At 44.1% G+C, this 15,913-nt stretch carries 12 protein-coding genes; 3 read left to right on the top strand and 9 right to left on the bottom strand.

Features of this window, described 5'->3' with window-relative positions; translation table 11 throughout:
* Window positions 1-49: 49 nt before the first annotated feature.
* From CLV31_RS17485 to CLV31_RS17470, 4 genes are all read right to left on the bottom strand, one after another.
* The gene (locus tag CLV31_RS17485) at window positions 50-511 is read right to left on the bottom strand and encodes an ArsR family transcriptional regulator (protein ID WP_317048787.1); all 462 of its coding nucleotides are present in this window, start codon (window positions 509-511) and stop codon (window positions 50-52) included.
* Window positions 512-672: 161 nt separating this feature from the next.
* Window positions 673-1,044: a hypothetical protein gene (locus tag CLV31_RS17480; protein ID WP_111394365.1), complete on the bottom strand. Its 372-nt coding sequence runs from the start codon at window positions 1,042-1,044 to the stop codon at window positions 673-675.
* Between the two features lie 2 nt (window positions 1,045-1,046).
* Window positions 1,047-3,467: a penicillin acylase family protein gene (locus CLV31_RS17475; RefSeq protein WP_111394364.1), complete on the bottom strand. Its 2,421-nt coding sequence runs from the start codon at window positions 3,465-3,467 to the stop codon at window positions 1,047-1,049.
* A 308-nt stretch (window positions 3,468-3,775) separates the two neighbouring features.
* On the bottom strand, window positions 3,776-4,342 hold the full coding sequence (locus tag CLV31_RS17470) for a DUF2911 domain-containing protein (RefSeq protein WP_111394363.1): 567 nt from the start codon (window positions 4,340-4,342) through the stop codon (window positions 3,776-3,778).
* Between the two features lie 341 nt (window positions 4,343-4,683).
* Between CLV31_RS17470 and CLV31_RS17465 the strand changes: the two genes are divergently transcribed.
* Entirely contained in the window at window positions 4,684-5,727 is a 1,044-nt protein-coding gene (locus tag CLV31_RS17465) for an endonuclease/exonuclease/phosphatase family protein (RefSeq protein ID WP_111394362.1), read from the top strand.
* Here the strand turns inward: CLV31_RS17465 and CLV31_RS17460 are convergent.
* Window positions 5,702-7,972, bottom strand: a complete 2,271-nt coding sequence (locus CLV31_RS17460; protein WP_111394361.1) for an efflux RND transporter permease subunit — start codon at window positions 7,970-7,972, stop codon at window positions 5,702-5,704. The genes CLV31_RS17465 and CLV31_RS17460 overlap by 26 nt on opposite strands.
* Before the next feature lie 123 nt (window positions 7,973-8,095).
* Between CLV31_RS17460 and CLV31_RS17455 the strand changes: the two genes are divergently transcribed.
* Both CLV31_RS17455 and CLV31_RS17450 read left to right on the top strand, forming a co-directional pair.
* On the top strand, window positions 8,096-8,890 hold the full coding sequence (locus tag CLV31_RS17455) for a thymidylate synthase (RefSeq protein ID WP_111394360.1): 795 nt from the start codon (window positions 8,096-8,098) through the stop codon (window positions 8,888-8,890).
* Window positions 8,891-8,987: 97 nt separating this feature from the next.
* Window positions 8,988-9,371 carry a nuclear transport factor 2 family protein gene (locus tag CLV31_RS17450; RefSeq protein ID WP_146250923.1) on the top strand — a complete coding sequence of 128 codons (384 nt, stop codon included), beginning with the start codon at window positions 8,988-8,990 and terminating at the stop codon, window positions 9,369-9,371.
* A gap of 56 nt (window positions 9,372-9,427) precedes the next feature.
* Here CLV31_RS17450 and CLV31_RS17445 read toward each other — a convergent pair whose 3' ends face one another.
* The 4 genes from CLV31_RS17445 to CLV31_RS17430 all read right to left on the bottom strand — a co-directional run bounded on the left by CLV31_RS17445 (window position 9,428) and on the right by CLV31_RS17430 (window position 15,912).
* Window positions 9,428-12,802, bottom strand: a complete 3,375-nt coding sequence (locus CLV31_RS17445; RefSeq protein WP_111394358.1) for a tetratricopeptide repeat protein — start codon at window positions 12,800-12,802, stop codon at window positions 9,428-9,430.
* A 64-nt stretch (window positions 12,803-12,866) separates the two neighbouring features.
* Window positions 12,867-13,922, bottom strand: a complete 1,056-nt coding sequence (locus CLV31_RS17440) for a hypothetical protein (protein WP_111394357.1) — start codon at window positions 13,920-13,922, stop codon at window positions 12,867-12,869.
* Between the two features lie 11 nt (window positions 13,923-13,933).
* Window positions 13,934-15,151, bottom strand: coding sequence for an FG-GAP repeat domain-containing protein (locus CLV31_RS17435; RefSeq protein ID WP_111394356.1), 1,218 nt, complete (start codon window positions 15,149-15,151; stop codon window positions 13,934-13,936).
* Window positions 15,148-15,912 (bottom strand): fibrobacter succinogenes major paralogous domain-containing protein, encoded by a 765-nt coding sequence (locus CLV31_RS17430; RefSeq protein ID WP_111394355.1) that lies wholly within the window; start codon window positions 15,910-15,912, stop codon window positions 15,148-15,150. The genes CLV31_RS17435 and CLV31_RS17430 overlap by 4 nt, the downstream gene beginning before the upstream one ends.
* Window position 15,913 lies beyond the last annotated feature (1 nt).

The following is a 15,913-nucleotide window of genomic DNA, read 5'->3' as shown; positions in this document are numbered from 1 at the left end:
CCATTTTCTTCGGAACCTACCAGGCATTTTTTTTCATAAATAGGCAAGGTTATACTCCTGCCTGACGGTCAAAAAGAACCAAGCCTCCTGAAGAAACCCTTCCGGATGCCAAGGTGAAAATCACTTTACGATCGATTAATTGCTCAATTCTTCGGGTGAGGTGATTGATATATTCATCATTAAGATTCTCCCCGGCCACCAAGACGTCGATTACTCGGGTATCGCTACCTCTGGCCAAATCACCCGTCAAAACCACCTGTTCTACCTCTCCCATTCTATCCAAGATTTGCTCCAAAAGCATATCCAAACCCAAATGCTTTCGGATAATATCCCGGATGTTGGTGTAGAAGGGATGCCTTTCGTTTGCCTTGTACTCAATTTTATTCTTCTCGTTTTGGGAAATAAGAATTCCTGCTTGAGTAAGGTTGTTAAGTTCTTTCCGAATAGCATTGGTTGATTCTCCAAACTCCTCCGCTAATCCACGGAGGTGACTGTGATTCTGTGAGTTCACAAAAAACTTAATAAGTAACCTCAGTCTTGTCTTAGAGGTGATCAATGATTCCAGCATAAAAAATCTTCTAGAATGAGTAACAAAGGTACTCATTTCGGGAAATTGCAAAAATAAAAATGCTCTTTTCGTATAAAAAAGAGCATTTTTTAAAGATGGCTTTTTTACCCTCTATAGATGTCCTTTGTTTGCTTTTGAAGCATATTGCGGAATAAAACCCCAGTCCATCCACTAAAGCCCCCAAGAATAAAACCTAAAACTGCTGTGACTCCAATTAAACTCATCCCGGAACCTAGCCCCATAAGTTCCCCCATTTTATTGGGTAGACTACTGGAGGTGATGATCCCCAGGTAAATGGTTTGTCCCAGCCAAGTCAATCCCATACCCAATCCACCTCCCATCCATCCACCGATACCATTGGGGTAAATAAGCGCGCTTACTACCCCAATTCCCAACATTACAGCCCAATAAGGAGCAATGGGATTCAAGAAAACAACAAGAAGTGCTGTTAAAATAGTCAAGAAGATAAATCGCATGCCTAGTCTTTTTTAAATACAGTTTTGAATAGAACTCCTTCGGTTTGTTCTTTGGATCTCAAATTAAAATTGAGGTATTCCCCATTTGCCCAAACAGAGATGAAATTGTCGTAAAACTTGCTTCCGGGATTTCCGGATTGTCCCCCGGGATAGATGCCAAAGGCTTGCATCGTCTCCCCTAATTCCACCACCATTCTCCAGCTCGCTCCATGCCTGCTTCCCGTGGCATTCAATATTCCCGAACCTCCACCTGTGTAAATGTTTGTCGCCGAAAATGATTTAAAAGTGGGAACCAAATGCTGAATGGTGGTTTTCTTATAATTGGCCCATGAATAATCACCTTCCTCTACTTCCCACTTTTTCATGGCTACCAGCAACGAATCAAATCCTATTTGAACATGTGACGCGGCTGTCTCAATCCGGTCTGTTCCTTTGATATCAAAAATGGGATCATTAGGAGATCCGGTCATCAATTCGATCGTCTGATAGTTAGTTGGGCGAACCAAAGGAACCTCATTTTTCATTAAATCTCTCCAAATGCTCTCCGCTGTTTCTGCAAACCAAATGGAATAGAGTGTTTGTCCCTTTTTGCTTGGATCTGCAAAATAATCCCAAGATTTGAGCTCATTCAAATACTTTTCTGCTTCAGCCGATTCAACTTGATGAGTACCCAAAAGATTGATCATCACTGGAAGTGCCTCAGCTGCCTGCAGATTGTAATTGTCAAACTGAAGACCTTTCATATCCTCCACCGTGATTTGGTTCAACTCAGTGAGTCTTCGGTTCAACCTTCTATTTCGATAATGTTCAAAGGTATGATCAAACACATAATATGGGTAGCTGGGATCTACCGGGTGCTGATTGGCGGAGGAAACAAATCCTCTTGGAGGATTCAAGGTGCTCGCATTATGTTCATTAGGGATGTAGCCTTGCCATTCCATCATCGGGTCAGCTCCATCCATGAGAAACTTACCTTGCTGAGCCCATTTCAAGGGAAATTTCCCCTGAATCCGCATCGCAACATCCCCTGATTTGGAGGCGAACACGAAGTTTTGTGCAGGTGCGGAATAATGGTCCAAAGCCGCTTGGTAATCGCCGTGATTCTTAGCTTTATTCATCATTAAAAATGTCCGCTGCTCATTGGACCCTTCATGCACTACCCATCGCAGGGCAAAATTCACATCTTGTCGGTCTGTCTTGAATGTCCGGTCATAAACTACCGGCCCATAATGAGTATACACAACCGTGTCGATAAAGGCTTTTTCGCCTTTAATCTTTATTTCTTCAATTCTGAAGTCGGTAGCCTTCCACTCTGAGCCGTATTTGTACGAATTGCGTGCATCATCTTTGAAAGTGATTTTGTACCAATCTCTTGTGTCCCTCGTTGCATTGGTGACACCCCAAGCGATATGTTCATTGAATCCGGAGATCACACCGAGGGCTCCCGGCAACGTGGCTCCTTTCACGGAATGCTCTGGAGTACTCAATTGCATCGAATACCAGAGGGATGGGAGATTGAGGCTTAAGTGAGGATCATTTGCCAGAATCGGATTTCCATTTTTGGCTTTGCTCCCGCTTACTGCCCAGTTATTAGACCCGGTACCTTCAGTGGGCTGAGGCAGTACCCCCATAGTCAAGGCATCATCAGGATAGGCAATGCTGTCTGGTTTGTTCACGGTCACAGGTTGAAAATCCCAAACTCTTTCTTTTTCAATGACCGGGTCATTTTCTTTTGGAAAATCAGGATACAGCCTGTTTAGCCCGGCTTCTCCAAGTATTTTCCTGAGGTTGGAATATTCCAGGTCCCGATCTCCTACCAGCATGTCAGACATGTATTTGAGCAATAGCAAGGATTTGTAGGCAGACCAAGGTTCCGGTCTGTAATTCAAAATTTTATACTCTACCGGAAGTCTGGCATCGGTGAGCTGTGCGATGTATTGATTGACCCCATCGGCATAGGCCTCTACCAAGGACAGGGTTTCAGGGTCTTTTTCCTGAAGAAATTTAAAACCTAATTCTGCTCCAAATGCAAGTCCCTTTCTACGGGTCATCCGATCCAGATCGATTGCTATTGGACCTACGATTTCTGAAACTCGGCCCGCTGCAGCCATCGTCTGAAACTCCATCTGCCAAAGCCTGTGTTTGGCCGTGATATATCCTTGAGCTCTGTACAAATCGAGATCGTTTTGGGCAAAAATGTGGGGGATTAAATTTTCGTCATAAACGACTTCTACAGGTCCTGTTAAATTATTCATGGAAAGTTCATCCTCTGCTAATTGATCTTCGCTGAAGGAGTTTTGCCAAAACCCATGATAGGGATCGAGGAGTGGTGCCAAGGGCGGGATTTGACCAAATGGCCTGGAAACCAGGAATGCCAATCCTGCTGTGAGTACAAGAACCAGAACGAATGAACTATACTTCATAAGGTTTTTATTTTTCTTGATAACTGCTATGTCAAAAGACAGTGGGATAGTTTGGATTAAGATCAAAAACTGACTTTTGGTACCAATTTTTAAACATGGGTTATACTGATTTTGAGGCCTTTCAGAGCACAAATGACAAGCGCGCCTAATTTTGGTTTACCAAGATTCGGAGGTTTTCGAGGATTTTTAGGAGTCACATCACAATTTTTTAAAAGGCGAGAGGTCAATAAAAGCCAATGAATCTACAAAAAATACAAATTTATCCACAAAAAAATCCCTGAAGTACGTTCAGGGATTTTTTGTCTGTTTTAATTAATTGTTATAGGGAGCTTCAATTTTTCCCAACGGATCACAAGCCCGGGGGACTCGATATCGATGGATAGTCTCTCAGCGGATGTATTTTCCCAAACAGGTGACACGTTGACCCTTAACACATCATTTTTTTCATTATGTTGAAAATGACCATGCTCCAGATCCCAATCCGAATTGAAAATCACCGTCCAAGCCCCGGATTCTTTTGGAATGGTGAAAATCGAATATTTACCCGGAGCAAGTGTTTTTCCCTCCACTTTGATTTCCTGTGGAATGTCTATGTAAGTAGCTTCATTGGCTCCTGTTCTCCAAACTACGTTGTAAGGAACCAAATCGCCCCAAATCGTCCTTCCTTTCACGGCAGGCGAACCATACTGTACTTTAATGGATTTGCCTGCGATCTGTCCCTCTTTGACTTCCAAAGGACTAGGTCGCTGTTCCGCAGTCTGTTCCTCTGCAGGCATTTCCTGCATTTTTTCAGCATTTTCAGAGGACTTGGGCTGACAGGCCACTGCAAAAGCAATGGCAAAGGCCCAGATCGAAAATGTAGAGAGCTTCTTCATATGTGTTTTGTAGTTTTTTGGTTATCCCAGACCTCAGTGCAATTGACTTTTTGCCAATCCTGCCTTTTATAATTCAGTTTCTTTTGTCGAGTCGATTTTCAGAAAGATCCAATCGGCAGTTTTGGGTAATTACGGAAAATTAAATCAAATGATATGCCTTTTTAAAGCCAAATCTACCTATCAATTTCATATCCAAACCAATATTTTGAACAGCAAACCATAAACCAAATTCATGGGGCTGATCGTTTAAGAAAAGCAATTCAAAATCAAATCGGTTTTTTGCTCAAAAAATGACCATTTTTGATTTTGGTTTGGAAAATCCAGAAATCTAATCCTCCAGCATGAAAATCCTCTCCTGGCTAACCTTTGTCATTTCTTTATTTATTTTTTCCAGTGTATTTATCTCTCCGGCAAATTTTCCATATGCAGGACTTCTTCCCTTTTTGATTCCTGTCGCTCTGGGATTTAATCTGGTACTCTTCTTTGTCCTGGCTTTAGCTTGGAAAAAATGGGCTCTTTTCCCCCTAATTACCCTTCTCATCGGATACAAATTTTTCTTGATCAGTTTTCAGTTTAATCAAAAAGATGACTCAACTGAAGGACTGGAAGTGTTGACCTACAATGTTCACTTGTTCAATTACCAGAATAGGCTGACTGCCCAAAATGACCCAAATGTATTTTCTTGGTTGGCAGATCATCCCGCAGATATCAAGGCTCTCCAGGAATTTTATCAGGATTTTACGGTAGAGAGCAGAAATGCCATCAAAATTCTCGGGAAAAATGGGGATTATGAACATGCATACCACATTGTGGATGGCAATATGCGGACAAGGTCCTACGGATTGGCTATTTTTTCAAAATACCCGATTCTCAACGATGGGGTGGTTTTTGACAATAAGAGCAGCAATGGAGCCATGTTTGCTGACATTCGGGTAGGGAAAGATACCATCAGAGTGTATAATGTACACCTAGAGTCCATGGCTATTCAGGCGGAAGCCCTGGAAACTTACGATCAGGCCAAACAAGTATACCGGCAAACCCTCGGAAAACTTCATCGCGGGAGCATCAAGCGGAATGAGCAATTGACCATTCTTTTTGAGCATCTCAGTAATAGCCCCCATCCGGTAATTCTCATGGGAGACCTGAATGAAATACCCTATTCCTATGCTTATTTCAAGTTGAGTCAAAAGCTTAAAAATGCATTCGAAATAGCCGGCCGAGGATTTGGATTTACTTACAATCGGGTGCTCTTTTTCCTGAGAATCGATCATGTTTTCTCATCACCCGAAATCAAACCTGTCTATTTCAATACCCATCGGGAGGTAGATTATTCCGATCATTATCCTGTGTCAGCTAGATTTACTTGGGATGGGATAGAACTTTGACCTTCTGATCCCAGACTTTTTTAAGCGGAAAAAGTAAAACAGGTAATAACATCAAGTCCGCCAACAGAGCAAAAATCAAAGAAAAGCTGATCAGTAAACCCGTGAAATGCGTCACACCAAACTGGCTGAAAATCAAGAGCCCAAATCCTGCTACCAAAATTACGGAAGTCAAAATCAAGGCTCTTCCTGCATCTATAAAAGTCCTCTTGATCGCATAATGAAGGTTTTTCCCTTTTGCCAGTTCCAGCTTGAGCTTGGACATAAAATGGATCGTGTCATCCACGGCAATGCCAAAAGCCACGGTAAATAAAATTGCTGTGGTAAGTTTGAACTCGATCCCGAGCAGCCACATCAACCCACACATCCAAATCAGGGGAATCATATTGGGAATCAATAGGATCAATGACAATCTCCAAGATCTGAACAGCAACCCTGCGATCAATCCAACGATCAAAAATGCAACTCCGAGTCCCTTGGCCATCTGTAGTGTCACTGACTCATGCCCCCGATCAATCAAATGAGCCGTACCGGTCCACTTTACCCGGAGCAGTTTCGGATCAATTTCTTGCTGCACAAAATTTAAAAGTTCGGCCCGCAGTTCTCCCATCTTTAAGCTTCCTAAGTCAGGAGCACGGCCGCTGATCCGACCAGTCATCCGATTTTCAGAAAGCACCTTTGGGCCATCTATATCCAGCGCTTGTGCAAAATAGCGTTCCATTCTCAAGTATTGACCACGCGACGGGAGTGAAAACGCTTTTGGATTTCCCTGATTTTGGGCTTGATTGAGGGTTTTGATTAAGCTGAGAGGAGAAATAAAATCCCCCTCTCCAAAAAGCTCACGGAGCTTTCCTTCAACTTGTTCCATCTCTTTTAAAACTTCCAAGTCCAATAAACTTTCTGCTTCAGTCCCTTTTTCCAGGTATAGTTCCAAAGGATTAGAACCCCCAAACTGCTGATCGAAGTAAGCGAAATCTTCCTGAATGGGATGATCCAAGGGAAGATTGTCCAAGAGGTAGCCGTTGATTTTGATCTGTGAGGATAGTCCAATTCCAAGAAGAGAAATACCAAGAAAGGAAAAAGCAATCACTTTCCGCCTTTGAATGACTTTTTGGAAAAGACTAGACAGAAGGCGATCACTTGTTGAAGTAAATCTGAAATTGGGTTGGGAGAGCGGAAAAGCATGCAATAAACCCGGGGCAATTCCCAACACGGCCAGAAATAGAATCAAAATCCCGAATCCGGTCCAGAGCCCAAAGGCTTTCAACGCTGGAATCGAGGTAAAATACAGGGAAAGAAATCCCATCGAGGTTGTAAAAACCGTCAAAGCAACAGCGAAGGTGAGTTCTTGAAAAGTTTCTTGGATAGCCAATTCTTTAGGCAGTCCCAACCTCAGTTTCTTGATGAGATGCGTGAAATAATGGATCAAGGCACTCAGTCCAACAATCAGAAAAATAGTAGGCTGCATGACCGACATGATATCGAGTGGCCTGTCTGCCAAAAGAATTAATCCAAATGCCCACAAAATCCCAATCAACAAAACCAGAATTGGAATCAGAATGCCCCAAGGTTTGCGAAAAACCAAAAACAAAACCAGTAACATCAAGACTAAAGACGCACCGATAAACAACCCGAACTCCTGTTGCATCAAGCTGACAAAGTCCCGTTGGGTCTGGATTTTCCCCGCAACAGCATGAGGCTTGATATCATTACGTGCCAAAATCAGTACGATTTGCCCAAAAAGGACGTCTCCTTCTTCTTTGGTAAGCTTTGGATCATTTTGAATCAGATATAAAAAGCTACTCCCATCTTTAGCGATCAAAGAGCCTTTAAACTGGTCGAGTTTCTCCGCCGAGCTTTGAATACTTTCCCCACTTGACCAATCCAAAACCGGAAAGGTCTGCAATCCAAAGGCATTGATGATCGGAATCTGAAGGTCAAAAATGGAAATTAGGGTATCTACTCCACTCAGAGATTGTATTTCGGTTTTGACCTTTGCTGAGCGTGAAAGGAAAGCCGAATCAATCCAGTCTCCTTCAGGATTGCTGATTGCCAAAAGCAGGTAATCATTATCGCTTCCGAAATTCTTTTCATACACACCCCGATAAAAGGCCAATTCCGGATCATCCTGAGGAAAAAACTGTTCAAAATCATAGTCAAACTTGGGTTCAGGCCTGAAAACCACCAATAAAAAAGTCAGAACAATACTGATGGAAAGGAGAAAATACGAGAATGATTTTCCGAACATCGGGAGATTGATTTTGAGGAGAATCGGAAGCTTTGACTCATTTTTAAAAGCGCAAATCAGAAAAGAATGTTTTTTAAATTCTTTGATTCCTTAACTTGCCACGGAAGTAAATAAGGCAAAAAAATGCAGCAATACCACGATTTGATGAAGCGGATTCTCGCTGAGGGAGTTAAGAAAACAGACCGAACCGGAACTGGAACCATTTCCATTTTTGGACATCAGATGCGATTCAATCTGGCTGATGGATTCCCGGTAGTCACCACCAAAAAACTTCACCTGCGATCCATCATTGTCGAATTGCTTTGGTTCCTTCGTGGTGACAGTAATATCACTTGGTTGAAAGAAAACGGAGTGTCCATCTGGGACGAATGGGCAGATGAAAACGGCGATCTTGGCCCTGTCTACGGCTATCAGTGGAGACATTGGCCCGACGGCAAAGGCGGGGAAATCGACCAGATCAAAAACCTGATTCATCAGATCAAAACCAAGCCAGACAGCCGTCGGCACATCGTGAGCGCTTGGAATGTGGCCGATGTAGACCACATGGCTCTCCCTCCTTGCCATACGATTTTCCAGTTTTACGTAGCGGATGGAAAGCTGTCCTGCCAACTCTATCAGCGCAGTGCAGATGTCTTTTTAGGAGTTCCCTTCAATATTGCTTCCTATGCCTTATTCACCATGATGGTGGCGCAGGTTTGTGATCTGGACCCGGGGGAATTTATCCACACCTTTGGCGATGCACATTTGTATCTGAACCACCTGGAGCAAGCGGAACTCCAACTCAGCCGGGATATCCGTCCGCTTCCTACCATGAAAATCAATCCTGAAGTAAAGGATATTTTCGGGTTCAAATACGAGGACTTCGAACTACTCAATTACGATCCACATCCGCATATCAAGGCCCCGGTGGCGGTGTAATTGATTGTTAATTTATAATTCGATGCTTCGGCTTCGCTCAGCACAAGAATTTGGGATTGGGGCTGAAGGGTATCTTGGCCCCATTTTGTTTTTTCTTATGGAACCCTTAGCAAGAGAAAAATTGATTCGATCCTATTTGGATGGGTACAATCAAATGAATATTGAAGGCATGATGGAGCCTTTGGATGAGCATGTTGTGTTTGAGAATTATTCATCGGGACAAAAAACCCATTCACTTCAAGGCAAAGAACCATTCCTTAAGCAAGCTCGGGAGGCTTTGGCCTATTTTTCCAGCCGAAAACAAACCATTAAATCAATTCTACACTTGGAAGAAGAAACCGAAGTTGAGATATCCTATTGGGCGATCGCGGCGATGGATTTTCCAAATGGAATCCTAAAAGGACAAGAGATTAGCCTTGAGGGGAAATCGGTTTTTCGGTTTGCAGCCGAAAAAATCTCCTCCATCACCGATTATTCCTAAAGAGTCAAGAAGAACTTTCCCATAGTTTGAAACTTTGGGAAAGTTCTTCAAAAATCTCAATTGGAAATGGCCAGATCAATCATCTTAGGAATCAATCCGTCCGAAGTGATTCCGGATCGGAATCCGATGGTACTTTCAGCGAGCTTGACTTCGGCGCCGTATCTACCTGCCACCACTCCAGCAGTGGCCTCTGATTTTATTCCAAAATCAGCTTCCCTAAAATTCCATTCCATAGATTTTGGGTCTTTTGTTAATTTAACAAAGCCCTTAGTGCTTACTCCAAGATTGATCCCAGTTCCTCCTTTCTTAAACTTTTCTTTTAAACCAATATCCACACTAGCTCCAAGTCCTGCTGCAACGGTTATTTCCTGGACATTTTCCCAATTTTCATCCAACTTTACTTCCAACTCACCCTGAAAAATTTCTCCACCACTCAGAGAAAAGGTGTTACAGTTGATTCCGGCCTTTGCTATACCAACCCCAACGGTGAATTTTAGAGGACAAAAATATTCCTCCCAAATCATGAGATTTCCTTGAACTACCTCTTCCTCCTCCTCTTCCCCAAAAAGCTCACAATCCATGGGGAGCTCGCTAGGATACAGTTTCAAGATCTCCTGCATATCTCTCAAATAGCTGATTTGCGTCCCCGGAAAATCGGCCGCCTCCTGAGATTGCAGCCAAATCGGCGCCCAATAGGCCACCGTGCTGTGATGATCCCGACTGATCAGTTCGAGTCTGACCACCGCTTGGTTGATCAAGGGTGCTGTCTCCTTGTAATAGGCATCCAAGGCTAGATTCAATTCCTGGCATTTGGAGCGCTGGAGCTCCGCCAATTTCCTTTCTCCTTCCCAATCTTCTCCGCCTTCGATCTTACTCATTTCCGCATTGTACCTCCTGTTGATCTCCCTGGTCTTGGCGCCGTAAGTTTTCCTCATTTCCTGAAGTTTATCAACGAACCGGTTTTTCTCCCAAGAATATCCCTCCTGATACTGCTGCAAGCTTTTGAAAAACAGGTGCTGACTGAGCATCTGCATAATCGGAATTCCTCCACCGGATAGGACTTGTTGGATGCTTTTTTGTGCGGCTTGCTGCATGGTGACCTCTGAAGTGGCTCGGGGGATAGCTGCCAAAGTCAAGTCTATGGACCCCAATACTTCCTCGATCACATCGGATTGGTCTTCTGCATCACTGATCCCTTGGATGGCTTCGGGCATTCTGAACTTTTCCAATAGTTGAGGAGTAAAAGGCCGCTTTCTTCCTTTGTAAATCGCATCTCCGACCTGTCCTTCCGGGTCGATTTCCTGAAGAAGAGCTACCACTTCCTCGTCGTAGCTGCCTTCCAAGCTTCGTTCTGAGGCCTTCTTTGCAGGTTCTTTTTCTCCCTTTCGGTAATGGACAAATGCCAATATCTTGTTGGCATTGGGATGTAAAGAATCCTGTTCCACCGTAAGCTTGGCCAGTTGGAAGGCCTTTTCTACATCCCCTAAGTAATAATTCGCAGTAGCCGCATTGCCGAGCAAAAGGGAATTGTCCGGGAATTCCTTCAGCCAATAGTTTAAAATAGGCAATGACCTGTCGGGGTTACCTGATTTAAGCAAATGAACTGCTAGATTATTGGCAGCAAGCCCGCTTTCAGGAAATCGTTTCACTGCCTCGAAATCCAGATAAATGGACGCCTTGGGGTTGGAATTGACCCAGGCAAGCATGGAAAGCTGGGTGAACTCTTCGACCGTTTTCAAGCTGTATTCCTGAATCCACCGATCAAATAACGCTTTCTGCTCGGCTGTGATTTGTGCCAAAAACTTACCCCTTACTTCTTCCAAATAAGAGCTGTAAAGTGCTAAGGTGGAAAGATTGGAAATCTGGGAAAGTGAGGAAGATCGCTCCGGAAACTTTACCTGTATCGGTGCAGCAGAGAATCCTGGGCCTCCGATATTGAAAGAAGCACTTGCCGAATTCGATCCTGAATTGGGGAAAGGATCCGGTCCCAGTTCTTCCAGCTTTTCCAGGTAGCGGGCCGGACTTTTGGCTTTCATTTTTATGGGTTCGGATACTGGAGCACTGGCCATATTCGTTGCCGGAAATAAGCCCTGAAGAGGCTTGAAATCCATTTTCTCCTTTATTCGGTCGACCACCTGATTGAGATGCGCGTGAACTCCCTGCAAATTGACAAACTCCACGGCTATCATCTGAGGGACATCCGGACTCAACTTAGGATCGAAATAATCAGGATTGATGTAGCCGATTTCCAGATTCTGTCCCCAATCCCTTTGGGTCAGTTCTTTATCGAAGTTTTCAATCATCCTCCTGACCAGATCCGCTCCAAAATTGTTTGGATGGTATTCCCGAACTGGCTTGGCTAACTCAGAGGCTGGCTGACTCATCAAGTATTCCTTTATCAACTCAACCGAGGCTTCATAGTCCTCATTGAGCTCGGCGAGGGAAGCGTCGATTTTCCCGGCTTCTTCCTCCTTTCTGGCACGGTTGTTATCAATGGCAAGCTGGATTCTGCTTTCCAGGTTTTCCTTGGAATAACCCCAAACTCCTTGTTCTGTGAATTTTTTAATCTCTGCAATCCGCTCCTCAAGCTGCCGATCAAACTCCTCAGGCGGGGTCACTTGGGTTAATTCAAGTGCAAGCTTTTTACGTTCAGAATAGATTCTTTCCAAATCCAGGAGCTTGGACTCCAAGATTTCCTTTCGGGTAAATGGAATAAAAAGGGGCTGGTCATTTTTGCGAATCACAAAAACATCCAAAAAGTCCCAATTGGAAAAATTAACCGTAGTTTCGGGGGGAGGGCCCGGATACTGATAGTAATCGACATTCCCTTCAGTTCGGGTGATTTTGGGTATTTCAAAAGCCGGTTTTCCATTGATTAGATAAACAACCTCATTGCCGTTGGCATCCAAAACTCCACTCACAGGTCTAGCTAAATGAGTCAATTCATTAAATGAAATATCGATCAAAGATGGACCATCGTTCTCAGCAAGCCGTCCATTATTGCAAAAGGTTTTTCCGCTTAAAACCCTAAGGTTATAGGAACCCAATCGCTGGGTTGCCAAATACCAGCGGTTGGTCTCAAGGGATTCTTCCTGCGTAAATCCCTTCCAGTAGGAAAATTTAAAATCCGCGTAACGAGCACCTTTGATTCCATCAAAATATCCTTTGATCCATGAAAGGGCAATTTCCAGCTTGGGAGCCATTTTTTTGGAATCAAAATTTGCGGTCAGATAGGCCTTCGGTCCAGGCTGATAATTTGGTCCAAAATAGTGAGAACCATCAGGCGAAAGCCGTTTCCAAACCGGCGTAATTTCATCCACCACATTGCAGTCAGTTTGGGCAATGGTATGAAATGACCAAAGGATGCCCCAACAAAAAACAAGAAGGAATTTGGCTCCCAATATTTTCAAAAATTGAAGGTCAAAATTCATAGTTCGCAAGGGTTTAGGGAAGGAAACTTATTCATCTGTCTTTCCAGAATCCGGGAATTTGAGATTACTTCAGCAGATTCACCTCAGTAAATCTCTGATCGAAATACCAAGCATTGGGAAATGTAGTATTGGAACTGAAATTCCCATCCCGCTGGGTAGGCCGATCCGCCTGCAGGACGAGATTCCACTCTCCTATTCCTTCGAAATAGTGAAACTGGTAGCGATAGGCCACTTTTTCGGGAGTCCTGCTTTTTTTCTCCTTAAGATTTCCCAACTCATCGACTCCATTCTTTTTTCCGTATCGCTCGATCTGGGTATTTGCAGGAGAGATAGTTAGGACTCCGGCATCGGCTGAGTATTGCCCGCTTTCCCTGACCAGAATGATGTCTTCATAGGCAAAGCCAAAATTCCGCTCGGTGTACTGATAGGTCCCATCCGCAAAAAACTCATACCGGCAAGTGGTATATCCCGAAGTACCCCATTCCGCAGCATTAGCAAATAAGGGAGAAACAGAAGCCGAACGATTCCATTTTCCGATCAATTTTTGATCAATCTGGACGGGAGCCTTGGGGTTGGATACCGAAGCGGGTGGACCGGAAACCTGTCTTGTTGGTACAGTTGTCAAACTTTGGACAGGTGCTGAGGCAAATTTCAAGGAGCTTCCAAAATCCTCAAAGTCCTTCTGAAATTCCTCCGTATTGGTCAGGAACACCATGCTCATTTTCTTTTTTCCATCGGTAAGCATCAGAAGAATGACGGCTTGGTTTACCTGATTGTGGACAAATGGAGCCACCCGGAGTTTTGCCTTCCAACCGTCTTTGTAGTCTGACAAAGATTCTTCGATGGTCTGCCCAGGTTTGTAATTCGATACAATCAGATCATTCCATTCTTTCTGGAAATCAGTCTCGGGATTTCCGGAAGAAGGTAAGGAGGGATACAACAGAATCCTGGCATAGGTCTTTTTTGCCGGGTTTTCTACCCGATAAGCCAACCAGTCTTGTTGTGCTTCTTTTTTCCAGGTGGAGGCAAGGGAAAAAGACACAATATCGAATGAATGAACCGACTGTGCGAAAACCGGTACAGAAAATAGCAGGAGAAGATAGGTGAGGAAAAGCTTCATAGCTAAACAGCCTATTTGCCGGTATTGAGGGAAATCTGAAGAACTACAAAGGACATGTTGTTAGAAGGACCAAGATTTCCTACAATCAAATCTGCCTTGCCATCACCGTTCATATCAGAAACCAGCGGATAGCTATTGGTATCTCCCATCACGATAGGCTTGGAAAATCCCTGAAAACAAGACCCGGAATTGAGGACATATTGCCAAACTCCAGTGGTGGGATTGAAGGATGCCAAGTCATCAACGCGATCTCCATTGAAATCTCCTGATCGGAAAACTGTATAAAAATCCATTGCCCACCCTGTAATCCAAAACTCACCCTGACAGCCATTTACTGGACTAAAGGTCTGGTTGCGGTTGTTGAAGGCCACCGACAAGTTTCCTTTGTGATTGTCTCGAATTGCGATATCTGTAAATCCATCTCCGTTGAAATCTCCTGTCACAGGCTGTGCATTTTCCTTTCCCAATCCCCAACTACCGATCCATGAATTGGAAGTGAAATCAACCGAAGCTCCATTGGAAAGTGCGATTTGCCATTCCCCTGTCTGATAAAACCAAAGCGCCAAATCACCCTTTCCATCCCCGTTGAAGTCACCGGGAAATGGAATAAACTCGACACTAAAAGAAGCGGGTAGATCGGTATAAATCTGTGAGTTGGCTAATTGGTGAACAGGATATCCGATGTTGTTGAGCGGAGAAACGGAGGTAATGATTCCTATTTTTCGACTAGCATTGTTCACACCTATTATATCAGGCTTGCGATCTCCATTGATATCCGCTTCCACGGTTTCATAGCCAAGCATACCAATGGAACTATATTTTGTCCAATCATGCCCTGACTTGTATTCCAAGCCAAACCCATCCGGACTTCCAAAAAACCATCCCAGGAGATCATCCAAATAGAAATCTCTGTAGGCAATATCCTTAATTCCATTTCCATCGTAGTCCAACGCGAAAAATGCAAAATTGCGATGAATGGGATTGATCTCATAAGTCCGCTTTGCCCAGTTGCCTTGGTGATAATAGGGTGCAAAAAAGGAATCCGGCTGCGTGGAAGTAAGGGGTTGAGTTACCGAACTTGTACTTGTTGTGGTACCGGAGGGACTCAAGGTATTGGTTTTTGTGATCTCTTGGGTAGTCACGGGTTTTGTCGTTCTAGTACGGATTTGGGCTTGGACCAAGCTAGATGCCAAGAGAAGCACTACTAAGGGAAAGGCTGATTTTTTCATTTTCTTGCGGGTTTGGGTTCAGGTTTTTCGGGGTCTTTCACACAGCGGCAAGAGTAGCCGTTGTTGGCAATCGTGTAGATTCTACCGACGGCATTGGTATTGTAATGCACGTGGTGATTCCAGAGGTAGAGCAGGCCATAGCGGTCATCATAGACGGTAGAAGTCCAAAAATTCCCGTATTGGCCAAGGGTAGTGTATTCACCGTTGTCGAGGCGAGAACCAGCCGGATGGATTCCAAACCCGCTTGAATTGTCCCCTGAGAAACTGGAAGCTTTCCAGCCTTGTGATACTTTGAGCTTAGGAGCGATCTCCCCTCGCTCTCCTGTTCGTTCAAGCTCGGCGGCGGGAATGCCCACAATTTTTTCCAGCTCATTCCAGTCCTTGTCTGTAGCGACATGCCAACCGAGCGGACAAAGCTTGCCTGATGCTGCTGCGTACCCGTTGTACAAAAGGCCGAATTTCGATTTGTTGATCGGGTTGTTTTCGTACACAGCGTATGCACCGCTTTTGGTTTCTTTCCATTGCTTATCATCCAGCCCACTCGCAATCCGGGTAGTATCCCGGTATTGGGTAGTTTTTAGGTTTTCTTTGAACCAATACTGATTACCGATCTTGATGATTTCGTATCGGTTGCTGTCGAGATCATAGACAGGTCTGAGATTGACGTCCAGACTGTCCGCTTTGGGATTGCCTTTGGTCTGAGTTTGTCCAAAAGCAAAGCCTATTGAAAAGAGAAAAAGAAAAGTGAACAAGGGTTTCATA

Origin of the sequence: Algoriphagus aquaeductus (assembly GCF_003253485.1) — a bacterium.
Lineage (GTDB): Bacteria > Bacteroidota > Bacteroidia > Cytophagales > Cyclobacteriaceae > Algoriphagus > Algoriphagus aquaeductus.
This window is presented reverse-complemented; position numbering and strand designations above follow the sequence as displayed.

What these genes read in the sequence shown, in the direction of transcription:
- CLV31_RS17480 (WP_111394365.1), bottom strand. Translation starts at nt 1,044, where the DNA reads ATGCGATTTATCTTCTTGACTATTTTAACAGCACTTCTTGTTGTTTTC.
- CLV31_RS17475 (WP_111394364.1), bottom strand. Translation starts at nt 3,467, where the DNA reads ATGAAGTATAGTTCATTCGTTCTGGTTCTTGTACTCACAGCAGGATTG.
- CLV31_RS17470 (WP_111394363.1), bottom strand. Translation starts at nt 4,342, where the DNA reads ATGAAGAAGCTCTCTACATTTTCGATCTGGGCCTTTGCCATTGCTTTT.
- CLV31_RS17465 (WP_111394362.1), top strand. Translation starts at nt 4,684, where the DNA reads ATGAAAATCCTCTCCTGGCTAACCTTTGTCATTTCTTTATTTATTTTT.
- CLV31_RS17460 (WP_111394361.1), bottom strand. Translation starts at nt 7,972, where the DNA reads ATGTTCGGAAAATCATTCTCGTATTTTCTCCTTTCCATCAGTATTGTT.
- CLV31_RS17455 (WP_111394360.1), top strand. Translation starts at nt 8,096, where the DNA reads ATGCAGCAATACCACGATTTGATGAAGCGGATTCTCGCTGAGGGAGTT.
- CLV31_RS17450 (WP_146250923.1), top strand. Translation starts at nt 8,988, where the DNA reads ATGGAACCCTTAGCAAGAGAAAAATTGATTCGATCCTATTTGGATGGG.
- CLV31_RS17445 (WP_111394358.1), bottom strand. Translation starts at nt 12,802, where the DNA reads ATGAATTTTGACCTTCAATTTTTGAAAATATTGGGAGCCAAATTCCTT.
- CLV31_RS17440 (WP_111394357.1), bottom strand. Translation starts at nt 13,922, where the DNA reads ATGAAGCTTTTCCTCACCTATCTTCTCCTGCTATTTTCTGTACCGGTT.
- CLV31_RS17435 (WP_111394356.1), bottom strand. Translation starts at nt 15,151, where the DNA reads ATGAAAAAATCAGCCTTTCCCTTAGTAGTGCTTCTCTTGGCATCTAGC.
- CLV31_RS17430 (WP_111394355.1), bottom strand. Translation starts at nt 15,912, where the DNA reads ATGAAACCCTTGTTCACTTTTCTTTTTCTCTTTTCAATAGGCTTTGCT.